Here is a 17145-nt window from a genome sequence, read left to right on the forward strand (position 1 = left end):
CATCGTGTTGATATACAGTATAAACATAAAAAAATCCTTAGAAGTTCTAAGGATTTTTATTTTACTGCATATCGAATAAATGTTTTTCAGCGTGGTAAGAAGACCTAACGAGTGGTCCTGATTCCACATATTTGAAGCCCATTTTAAGGCCTATTTCTTTATATTTCTCAAATTGTTGTGGGGTTACCCATTCCACAACCGGGTGGTGTGCCTTCGTTGGTTGTAGGTACTGACCAATGGTTAGGATATCAACCCCAACATTGTACAAGTCCTGCATGGTTTCAATCACATCTTCTTCTGTTTCTCCGAATCCTAACATGATACCCGATTTAGTTCTTAATCCGGCATCAGAAATACGTTTTAAACATTCTAAAGAACGATCGTATTTTGCTTGGATCCGAACTTCACGAGTAAGACGACGTACAGTTTCAATGTTATGAGATACCACTTCAGGGCGCACAGCCAAAAGACGGTCTAGGTTATCCCATTGACCTTTAAAGTCAGGGATCAATGTTTCAAGCGTTGTTTCAGGACTTTCACGGCGAATTGCCAAGATGGTTTCAGCCCAAATAGTCGAGCCACCATCTTTTAGATCATCACGGTCAACGGAGGTAATGACACAATGCTTTACCTGCATTAATTTCACCGAATTGGCAACACGATTTGGTTCATCCAAATCCACTGCTAGTGGTCTTCCGGTAGCAACCGCACAGAAAGAACAAGAGCGTGTACAAATGTTCCCAAGGATCATAAAGGTTGCTGTACCAGCACCCCAACATTCACCCATATTCGGACAATTACCACTTTCACAAATGGTATGTAATTTATGTTCGTCAACCAGACCACGTACATGTCTGTACTCTTTACCAACTGGTAATTTTACTCTTAACCAATCTGGTTTACGCTGTGTCTGATTTGCAGGAATGACAGGTAATTGAATCATGCAACAAAGTTAAGCATATTTAACCTATTAATATAAGGTTAATGTTAGCTAAATATCATAAATCATCTTGAGAAACAATAATTGATTTCAAGTGTTAATTTTTTAGGATATTTGTATAATTCAAACCCAATATTAATAATATGATGCTCCAAATGCGCTATCTTTTGGTACTGTTATTAATTTCCCCATTGTCCTCTTTTGCCCAAGACAAGGAAATTGCCCTTATTCCTCAACCCTATAAAACGACCGTTTTAGAAGGCGAGCTGCTATTGAATTCCAATCAACCATTATACTACGCGGAGGATTTTTCTACGCTTAGTGCTTTGGTTTATCATATTCCAGGTCTACAAATTGGCAATTCCGAATTGGTTAAGAAGGTTAAAAAACAACATCAGCAAGGGATTCGTTTGTTTAAAGCAGAACAGCGCGATCAGGTGGATCCACAAGGCTATTTACTAGAAATTGATCAATCAGGTATCAGTCTAAAAGCCCATGACCGAGAAGGAATGATATCTGGGATTTATAGCTTGATGCAATTGAGCTACCTCAATAATCAAGAAAAACTGCCTTATATCCAGATTCTCGACAAGCCAAGATTTGGCTATAGAGGTTTGCATTTGGATGTTTCTCGCCATTATATGCCCATGCCTTTTTTAAAGAAGTATATTGATTTGATGGCGCTTTATAAGCTTAACCAATTTCATTGGCACATAACAGACGGTGCTGGCTGGCGATTAGAAATCAAACAATATCCAGAATTAACAAATAAGGCTGCATGGCGTTCGCATACCTTATGGAAAGATTGGTGGAACAATGGACGGCAATATGTGGAACAGGGAACAGCGAATGCTTCTGGTGGCTATTACACCCAAACGCAAGCAAAGGAATTAATTGACTATGCTGCCCTTCGAGGGATAAATATCATCCCGGAGATTGAATTTCCAGGACATTCCGAGGAAGTGTTGGCGGTTTATCCGGAGCTATCCTGTACAGGTAAACCCTATACACAAGGCGAGTTTTGTTTAGGAAACGAAGGGAGTTATCAATTCATGAAAAATGTATTGGATGAGGTGATTGCCTTATTCCCTTCGAAATACATCCATATTGGTGGAGATGAGGCCGATCATAAGCATTGGAAGAATTGCCCGAAGTGTCAGGCTTTAATGAAAAAAGAAGGTTTAAAATCAGAGTCGGAGCTTCAGAGCTATGCGATTAAACAAATTGATCAATATTTGAAAAGTAAGGGCCGTAAGTTAATAGGTTGGGATGAAATTATTGAAGGTGGATTACCTGAAGGCGCAACCATAATGAGTTGGCGTGGAGAAGAACCTGCTTCCAAAGCTGCGAAGGCAGGATTTGATGCGATTATGACTCCTGGGGCTTATATGTATTTTGACGGCTATCAAACAGACCCTCGGACACAACCTGAGGCAACAGGTGCTTACCTGCCTTTAGAAAAAGTTTATAGCTACAACCCCATCCCTAAAGGTCTGGCAAAGGACAAAGAAAAACACATTATTGGGGTTCAGGCTAACCTATGGACAGAACATATGCCTACCTATCAGCATGTGGAATATATGGCATTCCCTCGTGTTCTAGCTTTGTCGGAAATTGCATGGACCACCCAAGATTATAGAAATTGGAAAGATTTTAATAAGCGCCTACAACAACATTATCAAGTATTGCAAAAACTGGATGTGAATTATTACCGTCCTTCCTATAATGTAAGTTCCACGGTTAGTTTTGACTCATTGGAAAATAAAAACACGGTTATCCTTCAATCGGAGCAATTTAATCCGAACATTCGTTATACAGTTGATGGAAAAGTACCTGATGCGAAATCCACTCGATACAACCTACCGATTGAACTTTCGAAAACAGCGCAAATAAACGCTGCCTCTTTTATTGATTCAACACGTGTAAGCCCGGTTGAAACAATAGATTTGGATGTACACAAGGCCATAGGTAAGGATGTGATCTATAAAATAAAATGGGAAGGATATCCAGCCAAAGGAGATAAGACTTTGACCAATGGAATGAAAGGTGGATTAAGTTATGCTGATGGACAATGGCAAGGTTTTACAAAAGGATTTGATGCTGTAATTGATTTTGAACGAAGGGAAGAAATCAAAAGTGTAGCGGTGAATTTTATGCAGATTCCAGGTCCTGGTGTATATTTCCCTGGAGAATTTACTGTTTTGGTTTCTGATAATGGCAAAAATTATCGTGAAATTGGAAGCATTAAGAATCAAGATGGAACAAAAGATCCAAGTTTAAAGTTCCAAAAGTTTGAAATCAAACTTCCGAAAGCAGTTATGGCAAGATATGTACAGGTAAAAGCTACTAACCCAATGAAAGGATACCTTTTTGCAGATGAGATTGTAATTTATTAAAATGCACAATGAATAGGAGATAAAATCACCCCTCCTACGCTTCATCATATAGGTATATTAATTCGAAATTGTTTTTGATAAAAGCACAGCAATGGAGTCTTTTTAAGAATGAGCTTAAAAGTTGAAAACTAGCAGGCTATTACTCTTCTTATCTGGGGGAAAAAGAATATAGTAATAGAATTCATTTTCAACATTTTAATGCTATGAAATAATTGATTCGTTAGGTGTATTCCAACTGTGTAAAAAATTACGCAATCAGTATCTGAATTTTTATCAACAATAAACGTATAGAATTAAAAATATTATAGTAACTTTGCACTCCGACAAAGCAGTCGGAATTCCCTCTATCAACAAGGCAAAATCTGCCTGCCACGTCCACAAAATTATTTGTATTTAACTATTGAAATAAAAAATAATGCCTAGAAACACCTCCATCAATTCGGTATTAATCATTGGATCGGGACCTATCGTTATTGGTCAAGCCTGTGAATTTGACTATTCAGGATCACAAGCAGCTTTATCATTAAAAGAAGAAGGAATTTCGGTTTCCATCATTAATTCGAACCCTGCTACTATTATGACCGACAGTGTCGTAGCTGATCACGTTTATTTACTTCCATTAACCTGTGAGAGTATTGAGCAGATTCTTCAAGAGCGTCAGATTGATGCAGTATTACCGACAATGGGCGGTCAGACGGCATTAAACTTGTGTATTGAGGCTTCCAATCGCGGTATTTGGGAAAAATATGATGTAAAAGTTATCGGAGTTGATGTTGCAGCTATTGAGAAGACGGAGAATCGTGAGGAATTCCGTCAGTTAATGGTTGATATCGGCGTAGGAGTAGCAAAATCAAAAATCGCGAACTCCTTTTTAGAAGGAAAAGAAGCAGCTCAGATTATTGGTTATCCATTAGTAATCCGTCCTTCTTATACCTTAGCTGGAACCGGAGGTGGTTTTGTGCATAAAAAAGAGGACTTTGATGCGGCATTAAACCGTGGATTACACGCTTCTCCAACACATGAGGTATTAGTAGAACAAGCAGTATTAGGTTGGAAAGAGTTTGAGTTGGAATTACTTCGTGATACAAACGATAATGTCATCATTATCTGTACCATTGAGAACTTCGACCCAATGGGTATTCACACAGGAGACTCTATTACAGTTGCTCCGGGAATGACCTTATCAGATAAATGTTACCAAGATATGCGTAATCAAGCGATCAAGATGATGCGCTCTATCGGTAACTTCGCAGGCGGTTGTAATGTTCAATTCTCTGTAAACCCAGAAAATGAAGACATCATCGCGATTGAAATTAACCCACGTGTATCGCGTTCATCCGCATTGGCATCTAAAGCAACTGGATATCCAATTGCAAAAATCGCTGCTAAATTAGCTATCGGTTACAACTTGGATGAGCTTCAAAACCAAATTACCAAAACAACTTCTGCATATTTTGAACCAACACTAGACTATGTAATTGTTAAAGTTCCTCGTTTCAACTTTGATAAATTTAAAGGTGCGAACAAAGAATTAGGATTACAGATGAAAGCGGTTGGTGAGGTGATGTCTATCGGTCGTACATTCATCGAGGCATTACAAAAAGCAGCTCAGTCTTTAGAGACTGGACGTGCAGGATTAGGTGCAGACGGTCGTCAATCAAGAAATTTAGAAGAGATCATGTACAGCTTGGAACACCCAAGTGCTGATCGTCTTTTCCATATCAAAGATGCTTTCGAATTAGGAGTTCCTTTGGAATCTATCCGTAAAGCAACACTAATTGACAAATGGTTCTTAGTACAAATCCAAGAACTGGTACAATTAGAAGGCGAATTACGTCGCTATCAATTAAGCAATATCCCACGTGATTTCTTCATGACCTTGAAACAAAAAGGTTATTCTGATTACCAGATTGCTTGGTTATTAGGAAACACAGATGAGGATGCTGTTTATGCTCGTCGTAAAGAGCTTGGTATTAACCGCGTCTACAAAATGGTAGATACATGTGCGGCAGAATTCCCAGCACATACACCTTACTACTACTCGACTTTCGAGGATGAAAACGAATCGGTTGTTTCTGACCGTAAAAAAATCATCGTATTGGGTTCAGGGCCAAACCGTATCGGTCAAGGTATTGAATTCGATTACTCTTGTGTTCACGGTTTATTGGCAGCAAAAGAATGTGGATACGAAGCAATCATGGTTAACTGTAACCCTGAGACGGTATCTACCGACTTTAATATGGCTGACAAATTATATTTCGAGCCTGTGTTCTGGGAGCATGTTCGTGAGATCATCGAATTGGAAAAACCAGAAGGAGTTATTGTTCAGCTAGGTGGTCAAACTGCATTGAAAATGGCAGAGCGCTTAGAGGCATTAGGTGTTAAAATCATCGGTACTTCTTTCTCCAACATGGACTTAGCAGAAGATCGCGGAAGCTTCTCTGACTTATTAAAAGAATTAGACATCCCTTATCCGAAATATGGTGTTGCTACTTCAGCAGAAGAAGCTATTAAAGTAGCGAATGAAGTAGGGTATCCGGTATTGGTTCGTCCATCTTACGTATTAGGCGGACAAGGCATGAGTATCGTGATTAATGATGAGGACTTGGAAAAAGCAGTAGTTAATCTATTGAAAAACCTACCAGGAAACCATATCTTAATTGACCACTTCTTGGATCGTGCAGAAGAGGCGGAGTCAGATTCGATCTGTGATGGTGAAGATGTACATATCATCGGTATGATGGAGCACATTGAGCCAGCAGGTATTCACTCTGGAGACTCTTCAGCAGTTTTACCTCCATTCTCTTTATCGGAAAATGTTCAGAAAAAAATGGAAGAGTATTCCATCAAATTAGCGAAAGCATTGAACGTAATTGGCTTGTTAAACATTCAATTTGCGATCAAGGATGAGAATGTATATGTCATCGAGGCTAACCCACGTGCATCGCGTACTGTTCCTTTCATTGCAAAAGCTTATGATGTACCTTATATCAATATCGCAACTAAAGTGATGTTGGGTGAGAATAAATTATCAGACTTTACTATAGAACGTAAGTTAGAAGGATACGCGATTAAAGAACCTGTGTTCTCTTTCTCGAAATTCCCTGAAGTAGACAAACAATTAGGTCCAGAGATGAAATCTACTGGTGAAGCGATTCGATTCATCAAAGATTTAGAAGACCCTCACTTCAGAGAATTATACTCTAAAAAATCCATGTTCTTAAATGCGCAATAAGCAGATTAGAACATTGAAAAAATAAAGAATAATATAAAGGGGGCTATTGCCTCCTTTGTTGTTATTAAAAATACAGCAATAGTTAACTTAGAACTCCCATACAACCGAAAACCTAGCATAAAAAATTAGTACGAAATATCAAAAGCTTATTGGGAGAATTAATATGGATGCCGGATAGCATTAAAAAAAGGCAAACAAAAAAGCTTTGCTTACCTCCTATTAAACATTCAATTAAGATCGTAGTACTATTTGACGTCCTTTACACAACGGAAACCTACATTATTTGTCGGTGAATTGATTTCCCCCTTACCCCTACTACCAGCTTTATAACGCTCGCAATATTGATCATTGCACAAGAAGGATCCTCCGCGTTGTACACGTTTTACAGTACCTGGCTCTTGAGGATCATAGGAATCATTGGGTCCTTTAGGATTATCTTTGGGGCTATGCTGATAATAATCTGGGCGATAATAATCAGAACACCATTCCCACACATTACCTTCCATATCGTATAAACCATAGGCATTTGCGGGAAAAGATTTTACTGGAGCAGTTGTTTCAAAACCATCCTCTTTGCTGTTCTTAGTCGGAAATTGACCCTGATAAATATTTGCAAGCCATTTTCCATCTTCTAGTTTCTCCGAACCCCAATAATAGGTTTCCGATTGATGCTTACCAGCTTTTGCTGCAAACTCCCACTCTGCTTCTGTTGGCAAACGCTTTCCTGCCCACTTCGCATAAGCTTCTGCGTCTTGATAAGCCACTTGAGTCACAGGATGGTTTTCTTTTCCTTTTATTTGGCTATTAGGTCCCTCAGGATGGCGCCAATTTGCACCGGGGATATATTCCCACCATTGCAGGTGGTTCTGAAGATTCTGAACGTTCTTAGGAGCTGAGAACACCGCTGACCCTGGCACCAATAAGGCAGGATCTGCACCTGGGAAATCTTTTGGATCTAACTCTCGTTCCGCCACTGTCTTATAGCCAGTCGCTTTAACAAATTCAGAAAATTGCGCATTTGTTACTTCATGAGCATCCATATAGAATGCATTTACCTTCACTTGGTGCAGAGGCTGTGCATCCTCAAAATTTGTAGATCCCATTTGAAATGAACCTCCAGGTATCAATACCATTTCTGCTTGATCTTGGCCTTTAATGTGCTGAATAGAATCATTTGATTTCTCAAGGGCAGCAAATCTGGAAGGAATAGCCGAATTATGACACATGGCACCAGAATCCATAGACAACATGTTTTCTTGCTGCTGCTTTTGTGCGGTAGATTGGCAAGCTTGTAGGGATATAGCAAGAATAATAAGGAGGTTTAGATTTTTCATTTCATAACGATATTAGGAAAAAATTATCAAGAAATAAAAAAACGGATGTAACAATCATAATAAAGGGCTGTCCCTTTGGAGGACAGCCCTTATAAAATTATAATGTATTCTAGATTATACGTCTAATTGTAAATTTTTAGAACCTACTTTAGCACGGATTTTAGTGTTTCCACCACCGTTCAGACCCATTTCGTGTGGTTTATTGGTTTTCCAAGCACCTTTAGTAAAGTCTGGGAAATCAATAGTTCTAGAGTTTTTAGCAACTGATTGTACACTCAAAGGTACTACAGCACTCCAAGAAGCACCATCGTATACCGATTGATCCAATGGAAGACCATTGCGTAGACAGTCGATTAATCTCCAGTCCATCATAAAGTCCATACCACCGTGACCACCTACTTGCTTAGCTTGTTCACCAATGAATTGTACTAATTCAGGAGTATACTTTGAGTATAAAGCTTTCAACTCTTCTGGTTTCACAAAGCTGTGACCGAAAGCTATACCTTCTTGAGGATACTTCTGAGCAAAACCCTTAGTACCACTCAATAAGTGAATACGAGAATAAGGTCTAGGAGAAGTAACATCATGTTGGATCATCATTGTCTTTCCTTTTTCAGTTCTGATCAAGGTTGTATCCATGTTACCTCTGTATCTTTTTCCAACAAACTCTTGGAAGAAAGAATCCTTAGCCGCTAATTCTACTGCCTTGTCACCCATCATAAAGTCGTTGGATTGCATAGCTACTAAATGCGTCATGCGGTCACCGTAGTTGATGTTCAAACATTGTGCGATTGGGCCAATACCATGTGTAGGGTAAAGGTTTCCATTCATTTTAATGTTTTCACGAAGTCTCCACATGTTATCATATCCATTTTTATTGAAGTTTAAGCTCAATAGATCATGGATATAAGCACCTTCTGCATGCACCAATTCACCAAACATACCTTGACGAGCCATGTTCAGAGTTAACATTTCGAAGAAATCATAACAACAGTTCTCCAACATCATACAATGTTTTTTTGTTGCTTCAGAAGTTTTTACTACTTCCCAGATTTCTTTAACAGTTAATCCAATAGGCACCTCAGTAGCGGCGTGAGCACCAGACTTCATAGCTTCAATAGCCATTGGCGCGTGGTATTCCCAAGGTGTACAGATATATACTAAATCAAGTTCTTCGTTTTTAAGCATGGTTCTCCAACCATCTTCACCCGAGTAAGCTTTAGCTTCTTTAAGGCCTTTTTTAGTTAAAATACCTTGAGCTTTAGTTACACGGTCAGCGTGTTTATCACAAAGGGCTACTATTTCAGCACCTTCAATGTAAGAAATACGGTCAACAGCACCTGGACCACGCATTCCTAAACCGATAATCGCTACTTTAACTTTGTCAATCTTTGGGGCTGCAAAACCAGACATATTAAAACCTGGAGCTGCAAGAACCTCATTTTGTAAAGACGGTAATGTTATCGCAACACTGGATAGCACACCAGCCTTTTTCAAAAAATCTCTTCGGGAGTTATTCATAGTGTATATAATAATAAAGAAACTAAGTTACAAAATTAAGGGGGACAAATAGTCCCCCAATAAATCACCTATTTTAAAACAAACTAAACAGTCGAATTTTGAAAACTATCAAATTATAGAAATCATAATTTGGTTGAGGAGCTTGATTATCAATCCCCTAATACAAGTATAAAACGAATTTTAGTAATTCAAAAATGATTTAGAAATGCAAACGTTTGTTCAATTTACACAACCGATTGTTTTTCTGTCATTTTCTTGAGACAAATTACTTAAAGGTCTATATTTCCGATAATTTCCTTCAATTGTAACTCTGAAAGCTTAGCTTGCAAACGGGCAGAATTGAATCTAGATACCGCATTGATGAAATTTTCTTGTGCATCACGAAACTCCACCGCGCTAATAGATCCTATCTTATATTTTGCTAGGGTAATATTTAAATTCTGTCTGGCAATATCCGCATTGTTTTCTTCTAACCTTGCCAAGGATAGATTCGTTTGATAAGTCTGGAAAGCTGTTGAAATAGCAGTACGCACATTTAATTGTTGTTGTTGAATTAACAGGTCAGCACTTTCAATTTGCGTTTTGGCATTCCTTTCATTCCTTCGCTGATTAAACCCATCAAATAGATTCATGGATGCCGTAATTCCATAGTTTAATCCTCGCGCATTGGAACTGGACACGAAACCTAAGCTAGACTCTGATTGCGATAAATTATATCCTGTTGTTAAACGCACAACCGGATATCGACTGGCTTTAACACGCTTAAGCTCCAATTCGGCAAGACGTTTATTGATGGCAATCATTTGTAAGTCCGGATTATAATGCTGCGCCTTTTCCATCAAATCATCAATTAAAAGGGTATCATCATATTCTACTTCTGGCTCAACATCAAATTCAATATCAAGCTCTCGAGCCATCAAACTATTTAAAGTAATTTTAAGATTCTTGACCACAACTGCTTGCCTCAAGCGGCTTGATTCATCTTCATTCAAATTAACCTGAACATTCAACACCTCCAAGCGAGACGCTTTACCTATGGAAAACCTATTCTCTGCAGTCTTTAGCCTTTCCTTTGAAATGTTAATACTAGAATCAATAGCTAACAATAGGTTTTGTTGTTCTACGATGGTAAAATAAGTTGATATAACTTCAGAAACCCGATTTAGAACAGTCTTTTTCAATTCAAATTCACCTTGCTTTTGCAATTCTTTCAATTGGTCATAGCGCGCAAACATGCCTAGTCCATCAAAAATGGTCCAACCTAAACTCACACCCACCGAAAGGTTATTGTTCTTGGCATTACGCAAAGAACGTTCCTCTCCTGTCGTCTGAGTCTGCTTGGAATTTTGAACACTGTTGCTCTGAGAAAAGTTAGCTGTAGCAGTAGGTAGCATACCTGCATTACCATAACTTACATTCTCTGTAGCAATTTTAAGATCATTCTGCGAAAGCTTAATTTCAAAATTATTTTCTAAAGCAATCTCTACTGCCTGTTTAGCGGTCAATAAGCCTTGCGCTTTGGAAACTGTCCAGAGCCCAATAAGTAAGAAAAATAGTATAGCTTTTTTCATATTATTCTTCAATATTCTCCAACTCTGGATTTTTATTCTTTTTACGAGACATCATTAAATAGAATGCGGGAATAACAAATAAGGTTAATACCAATGCGAACAAGGTACCTCCCACAATCACTACCCCCATACCAACTCTACTGGTAGATGCGGCACCTAAGGACATCGCAATAGGCAAAGCTCCAAATCCAATAGCCAATGAAGTCATTAAAATCGGTCTTAAACGTGCTTCAGATGCATGTACTACGGCGTCATATTTAGACATTCCCTGTTCCCTCAATTGATTCGCAAATTCAACAATTAAAATACCATTCTTAGTTACCAATCCAATCAGCATGATGGTACCGATCTGGCTAAAGATATTCCAAGACTGTCCAAATAGCCACAAGGAGAATAGTGCTCCTGCCACTGCCATCGGTACAGTAATAATGATGATGATTGGATCTATGAAACTTTCAAATTGAGCTGCCAGAATCAAGAAGATCAATAGAACAGCTAAACCAAAGGCAAACATGGTATTGGATCCACTCTCCACGAAATCTCGAGATTCACCACCTAGGTCTGTAGTAAAGGTATCATCAAGCACCTTTTCTTTGATAGCTTCCATAGCGGCAATACCATCGCCCATACTCTTACCTGGTGCTAAACCTGCTGAAACTGTTGCAGACATGTATCGATTGTTATGGTATAACTGCGGAGGGCTACTACGTTCTTCCAACGTAACGATATTATCCAATTGAATTAATTCGCCACGGCTATTCTTAGCATAAATGGAGGCCAGATCCATTGGAGTCGCTCGGTCTTTACGGTCAAATTGCCCCATAATCTGATACTGCTTTCCATTCATCATAAAATAACCAAAACGCTGACCCGACAAAGACATTTGCAATGTTTGTGCAACATCTAAGACAGATACACCCAATGATTCGGCCTTTTCACGATCAATAGTCACATAGACCTCTGGCTTATTAAACTTCAGGTTCACATCCGAAATGGAGAATGTAGGATTATTGGAAAGTTCATCCATAAACTCCGGAATCTTCTCCTCCAATTTCTGAAAATTTGGTGCCTGAATAATATATTGAATAGGCATCCCCCCTCTTCTATTTACGGAGATTGTGGGTTGTTGGGACACGGCTACACGAGCTTCAGAGAACTGTCTGGTTAATTTAGATAGATGGTCTGCAATCTCTGCTTGCGAACGCTCGCGTTCATTTGGCTGAACAAGTCCTAAACGCACAAAACCACTATTCGAAGATGCTGATCCAAATCCAGGAGAGGTAATCACCAAGGATACTTTCTTCTCAGGAACGGAGTCATTGATAAGCATCGTTAGTTCATTCATAAACCTGTCCATATAATCGTAGGAAACCCCTTCTGGAGCAGTCGCACGGAGACTGATGTAACTCCTGTCATCGTAAGGTGCTGTTTCTTTTGGCAATACTTGATAGAAAAAAAAGATCAACCCAAAACAGGCAATAATGGTAGCAAAGCTATACCATTTATGTTTTAAAAAGCCTTTAAGTGCCGATGCATAATCTTTATTCATCATTTCAAAGTACTTCTCCGTACGTACATAGAACTTCGAATGCTTTTGTTCCCCACCTTTCATCAAATAGGCATTCAACATAGGCGTCAAGGTCAGCGAGACAAAGGCAGATATCAACACCGCAGCCCCAATGACGACACCAAACTCTCGGAATAGTCGACCAACAAAGCCTTCTAAGAAGATAACTGGTAAAAATACCGCCGCCAAGGTCACAGAAATGGAGATAACAGCAAAGAATATCTCATTAGAACCCTTGATTGCAGCTTGTATGGGTGACATCCCCTCTTCTACCTTTTTAAAGATATTCTCGGTTACTACAATACCATCATCTACCACCAAACCAGTTGCCAGTACTATGGCCAGCAAGGTCAATACGTTGATGGAGAAGCCACATAGATACATGATAAAGAATGTGGCAATTAAGGAAACAGGAATATCGATTAAAGGTCGGAATGCAATGGACCAATTTCTGAAAAACAAATAGATGATCAATACCACCAAGACGATGGCAATCAATAAGGTCTCAACAACCTCTAAAACGGCTTTTTTTACGAATTGGGTATTATCAATAGCAATATTGATATCAAAACCCTCAGGAAGCTCATTGGATAGCTTCTCATATTCTGTATAGAATTTATCGGCAATATCAAGATAGTTTGTTCCAGGCTGTGGAATAATGGCCAAACTGACCATTGGGAATCCTGAATCCGACATCTTGGTTTCAAAGTTTTCCGCTTCCAAAGCTGCCTTTCCAACATCAGAGAAGCGAATCGTACGATTATTATCCGAACGAATAATGATTTGACTAAACTGTTCTTCCGTTGCCAGATTACCAATGGTTTTAATAGCAAGCTCCGTATTGGCACCTGTTAGTTTACCTGAAGGCAATTCTACGTTCTGTGTATTTAATGCCGCACGGACATCCATGACCGTTAAACCGTAAGATGCCAATTTCACAGGATCTATCCACAGACGCATGGCATATTTCTTCTGCCCCCATATCTGAACCGAACTTACCCCGGGTATGGTTTGCAAGCGTTGTGCAATAACGTTTTCTGCATAATCAGATAGTTCCAAGACATTTTTAGTGGAACTTTGCAATGTCATGGTAATAATGGGCTCCGAATCAGCATCCGCTTTAGATACAACTGGTGGAGCATCAATATCTTGAGGAAGGCTTCGTTGAGCTTGCGATACTTTATCACGAACATCGTTCGCCGCCTCTTCTAGGTTCTTACCTAAATTAAATTCGATGTTGATGTTACTGGAACCCTGATTACTGGAAGACGAGATATTACGAATACCATCAATGGAGTTGATGGCTTTCTCTAAAGGTTCTGTAATCTGCGATTCAATAATATCGGCATTTGCACCTGCATAATTTGTTCTAACGGAAATCTGTGCAGGGTCAATGGAAGGAAATTCACGAATGCCCAAAAAGGTATAACCGATGATACCAAATAGTATCAGCATCAGGTTCATGACAATTGTTAGAACCGGTCGTTTTATACTGAGGGTCGATAAACTCATGTTGATTCTTTAATTAACGTAAGGTAACTTTAACTGGCGAACCATCACGTAAGGACATCACACCTGAGGTCAATACCGTATCTCCTGCGATGAGCCCAGAAGTAATTAATACGGCCGAATCTGTTCTAGCTCCTGTTTCCACTAAGACTTCTTTAGCTTTTTTGTTTCTCATGACAAAAACCTTCTTACCATTTTGAATGGGAATCAGTGCTTCTGCTGGAACCAACAAACCATTCTCTAGTGTTTCCAATGGAAATATGATGTTGGCAAAAGTCCCCGGAATAAGCTTCGCATTTGGATTCGGCGTTATTGCTTTCACCAAAAGCGTTCTAGTATTCATTTCTACAGATGGTTCTGTAGCATAAATCTTAGCCGTAAATTCTCCCTCAACGCCTTGAACGTTAAATTTGATTTGATTATTTACACTTACTTTATTGGCATATTTCTCAGGAATGGAAAAAGAAACTTTCAATCTATTGGTATTGACCAACTGCGCGATAATGGTAGCCGGAGTAACATAACTACCTTTTGAAATGTTTCTTAAACCAATAGTTCCTGAAAATGGAGCACGAATAACTGTTTTACTTAACTGCGCTCGGATCAACTGTATTTGGGACTGTGCTGTACGAAAGTCCGCACTTGCTATATCGTATTCTTCTTGACTAATAGCTTCCTTTTCTAAAAGGAGCTTTGCTCTCCGCTCGTTTTCGGCAGCTAAATTATTACGCGTCATTGCCTGTGAAAGCTGCGCTTGTAATTCAGCATCGTTAATGCGAATTAGCATTTGCCCTTGACCAACTCTGGAACCTTCGGAAAAATTAATCGATTCTACAATTCCCGAAATCTCCGAATGTAGTTCAATCTGTTCATCGGCCTCAATAGAACCCGATAGCGATAAAAAATCAGAAAATGGCTGACCTTGGATGACCATACCATACACTTTAGCTGCTGAACGAGCACCGGATGGTCCATTCTGCTTGGCTTCTTTCTTCTGATTTGTAAAGATTCGATACCCGATCAAACCGATGACAATAGCTAGTGCAATGACTAATAAGATAACTGATCTTCTTTTCATGTATTTTAAGCACTTACGTGCAAGTAAATTTATGGCGTCTTAGATAATGAATTGAAATTTAGAAAAAAAAGAGACATCATTCTGTAATAATGTTATTATACATAGGCTAACCAACACATTAAAACATTGGAAACCAGCAGATAATAACGCAATATGAGCAAAAGGAAAACTCGACCAATTCAATGGATTATTTGATTCTTGAGCAAGAATTAGCTTAAATGATTTTAAAATGCGAAAACTAAAGGAAGTTTAGGGGTAGTTATAAATTGGAGGTGGTATAAAAAAGAAAAGGTCTCCATGTTGCCATAGAAACCTTTGTAGTAGCGGGGACCAGACTCGAACTGATGACCTTCGGGTTATGAGCCCGACGAGCTACCAACTGCTCCACCCCGCAATGTATTTTCAAATGTCTTTTGGGTTAAACCTCGCGTTTAACCCGGTTTTTAGTAGCGGGGACCAGACTCGAACTGATGACCTTCGGGTTATGAGCCCGACGAGCTACCAACTGCTCCACCCCGCAATATATTTTCAAAATCGTCGCTCTAACACATTCTAGAGCAGATTATATTATCTCCGAATTGGAGTACAAAGATATTATTTGTTTCTTTGTATTCCAAATAAAATATAAAATAATGTCACATAAAGCAGGATTCGTAAGTATCATTGGAAAACCAAACGCTGGTAAGTCCACGCTAATGAACGCTTTAGTGGGTGAAAAGATGTCTATCATCACTCCTAAGGCACAAACGACCAGACACCGGATTATCGGTATTGTCAATGAAGATGACCTTCAAATCGTTTTCTCAGACACCCCTGGAGTTATAAAACCCAACTATTCCTTGCAAGAATCGATGATGAATTTTGTACTTGGTTCCATTATCGATGCTGACATTCTTTTATTTGTTACAGATATTAATGAAAAATACGATGAAAATGATGTTATTGAAAAATTGAGAACAACGCAATCTCCAGTAGCAGTCATTATTAATAAAGTAGATAAATCTTCTGAAGAAGAAGTAAAAGCAAAAATTGAGTTCTGGAAGGAAAAGATAAATCCTGATATTATCTTCCCAATCTCGGCATTATTAGGTTATAATGTGGAGTCGATCATGAATTACATCAAGGATAAACTTCCTGTTCATCCACCTTATTATGAAAAGGATGAATTAACGGACAAGAACATGCGTTTCTTTGTTTCGGAGATTATCCGTGAAAAGGTATTTAAGCTTTATGAGAAAGAGATCCCTTACAGTACAGAGGTCATTATCACAGCATTCAAAGAAGAGGGAAATTTGACGCGTATTTCTGCTGAAATCATTGTAGAGAGGGATTCACAGAAGAACATTATCATTGGTAAGGCAGGTGCAATGATTAAAAAAGTTGGCACCTATGCACGTCAGGATATAGAGGAATTTATAGGAGGTAAAGTGTTTTTAGAACTTTTTGTCAAGGTTATTCCAGACTGGAGAACGAAGAAAAATTACCTAAAAAGGTTCGGGTATGATGATTAACATCCTTGTTAGGAAAAAAATCAGCACACCCGAAAACCTTACAACAACCTAATTAAAAAAAGAACAAATCATGCGCTCCAGGGTTAGTCCTTGGAGCGTTTATTTTGATCGCAAGGCTCATAGTCCGTCACTCCTTGTCGGAAGGACAAATTGGAAACTTGGATTTCAAAGCTTTCTGAATTGGTGAAGAACTCCATTTCATCACTATTCCGGTTTGGAGTTATACTTTTCCTCCTCGCCAGGTACAATTGCTCCTCTTCTTGCTCTCCCGCTAATGAATAATTAAAATATACCGACTTATTATAGCTATTCTTAAACTGTAGCAACCATACATGTCGATCACCTTGTTGTTTAACATATTTATATCGGTATTCAATTTTAAGATAACATGGAGATTGTTTCCAAACGGTCCAAGATCCAACTTGTGCATTTGCGAATTGAAATCCGAAAATCAATAATATCCAAAGAATCTTTTTCATTACT

10 protein-coding genes and 2 tRNA genes are annotated in these 17145 nt (G+C 38.8%); 3 read left to right on the plus strand and 9 right to left on the minus strand.

The features are described from left to right. Positions 1 to 61: 61 nt before the first annotated feature. Entirely contained in the window at positions 62 to 943 is an 882-nt protein-coding gene (gene lipA / locus ABD676_RS02635) for a lipoyl synthase (protein WP_344673118.1), read from the minus strand. 140 nt (positions 944 to 1083) lie between these two features. Here lipA and ABD676_RS02640 point away from each other — a divergent pair, with 140 nt between their 5' ends. Together ABD676_RS02640 and carB are read left to right on the plus strand one after the other, a co-directional pair. Then, on the plus strand, positions 1084 to 3336 hold the full coding sequence (locus tag ABD676_RS02640; protein ID WP_344673119.1) for a glycoside hydrolase family 20 protein: 2253 nt from the start codon (positions 1084 to 1086) through the stop codon (positions 3334 to 3336). Positions 3337 to 3751: 415 nt separating this feature from the next. Further along, on the plus strand, positions 3752 to 6571 hold the full coding sequence (carB, locus tag ABD676_RS02645; RefSeq protein ID WP_344673120.1) for a carbamoyl-phosphate synthase large subunit: 2820 nt from the start codon (positions 3752 to 3754) through the stop codon (positions 6569 to 6571). A 245-nt stretch (positions 6572 to 6816) separates the two neighbouring features. Here the strand turns inward: carB and ABD676_RS02650 are convergent, their stop codons facing one another. From ABD676_RS02650 to ABD676_RS02680, 7 genes are all read right to left on the minus strand, one after another. After that, the gene (locus tag ABD676_RS02650; protein WP_344673121.1) at positions 6817 to 7905 is read right to left on the minus strand and encodes a formylglycine-generating enzyme family protein; all 1089 of its coding nucleotides are present in this window, start codon (positions 7903 to 7905) and stop codon (positions 6817 to 6819) included. 114 nt (positions 7906 to 8019) lie between these two features. Beyond that, the gene (locus ABD676_RS02655; RefSeq protein ID WP_344673122.1) at positions 8020 to 9426 is read right to left on the minus strand and encodes a Gfo/Idh/MocA family protein; all 1407 of its coding nucleotides are present in this window, start codon (positions 9424 to 9426) and stop codon (positions 8020 to 8022) included. Positions 9427 to 9695: 269 nt separating this feature from the next. Next, the gene (locus tag ABD676_RS02660) at positions 9696 to 10997 is read right to left on the minus strand and encodes a TolC family protein (RefSeq protein ID WP_344673123.1); all 1302 of its coding nucleotides are present in this window, start codon (positions 10995 to 10997) and stop codon (positions 9696 to 9698) included. A 1-nt stretch (position 10998) separates the two neighbouring features. Next, positions 10999 to 14076 (minus strand): efflux RND transporter permease subunit, encoded by a 3078-nt coding sequence (locus tag ABD676_RS02665; RefSeq protein WP_344673124.1) that lies wholly within the window; start codon positions 14074 to 14076, stop codon positions 10999 to 11001. 13 nt (positions 14077 to 14089) lie between these two features. Further along, positions 14090 to 15151 carry an efflux RND transporter periplasmic adaptor subunit gene (locus tag ABD676_RS02670; RefSeq protein ID WP_344673125.1) on the minus strand — a complete coding sequence of 354 codons (1062 nt, stop codon included), beginning with the start codon at positions 15149 to 15151 and terminating at the stop codon, positions 14090 to 14092. Positions 15152 to 15472: 321 nt separating this feature from the next. Next, a tRNA-Met gene (locus ABD676_RS02675) sits at positions 15473 to 15545 on the minus strand. A 53-nt stretch (positions 15546 to 15598) separates the two neighbouring features. After that, positions 15599 to 15671, minus strand: a tRNA-Met gene (locus ABD676_RS02680). A 112-nt stretch (positions 15672 to 15783) separates the two neighbouring features. Here ABD676_RS02680 and era point away from each other — a divergent pair. Beyond that, on the plus strand, positions 15784 to 16662 hold the full coding sequence (gene era, locus ABD676_RS02685) for a GTPase Era (protein WP_344673126.1): 879 nt from the start codon (positions 15784 to 15786) through the stop codon (positions 16660 to 16662). Between the two features lie 83 nt (positions 16663 to 16745). Here the strand turns inward: era and ABD676_RS02690 are convergent, their stop codons facing one another. After that, entirely contained in the window at positions 16746 to 17141 is a 396-nt protein-coding gene (locus ABD676_RS02690) for a hypothetical protein (RefSeq protein WP_344673127.1), read from the minus strand. Between the last annotated feature and the right edge of the window lie 4 nt (positions 17142 to 17145).

Source organism: Sphingobacterium kyonggiense (assembly GCF_039536825.1).
GTDB lineage: Bacteria > Bacteroidota > Bacteroidia > Sphingobacteriales > Sphingobacteriaceae > Sphingobacterium > Sphingobacterium kyonggiense.

What these genes read in the sequence shown, in the direction of transcription:
- ABD676_RS02665 (WP_344673124.1), bottom strand. Translation starts at nt 14,076, where the DNA reads ATGAGTTTATCGACCCTCAGTATAAAACGACCGGTTCTAACAATTGTC.
- ABD676_RS02640 (WP_344673119.1), top strand. Translation starts at nt 1,084, where the DNA reads ATGATGCTCCAAATGCGCTATCTTTTGGTACTGTTATTAATTTCCCCA.
- ABD676_RS02650 (WP_344673121.1), bottom strand. Translation starts at nt 7,905, where the DNA reads ATGAAAAATCTAAACCTCCTTATTATTCTTGCTATATCCCTACAAGCT.
- ABD676_RS02670 (WP_344673125.1), bottom strand. Translation starts at nt 15,151, where the DNA reads ATGAAAAGAAGATCAGTTATCTTATTAGTCATTGCACTAGCTATTGTC.
- ABD676_RS02660 (WP_344673123.1), bottom strand. Translation starts at nt 10,997, where the DNA reads ATGAAAAAAGCTATACTATTTTTCTTACTTATTGGGCTCTGGACAGTT.
- ABD676_RS02690 (WP_344673127.1), bottom strand. Translation starts at nt 17,141, where the DNA reads ATGAAAAAGATTCTTTGGATATTATTGATTTTCGGATTTCAATTCGCA.
- ABD676_RS02655 (WP_344673122.1), bottom strand. Translation starts at nt 9,426, where the DNA reads ATGAATAACTCCCGAAGAGATTTTTTGAAAAAGGCTGGTGTGCTATCC.
- lipA (WP_344673118.1), bottom strand. Translation starts at nt 943, where the DNA reads ATGATTCAATTACCTGTCATTCCTGCAAATCAGACACAGCGTAAACCA.
- era (WP_344673126.1), top strand. Translation starts at nt 15,784, where the DNA reads ATGTCACATAAAGCAGGATTCGTAAGTATCATTGGAAAACCAAACGCT.
- carB (WP_344673120.1), top strand. Translation starts at nt 3,752, where the DNA reads ATGCCTAGAAACACCTCCATCAATTCGGTATTAATCATTGGATCGGGA.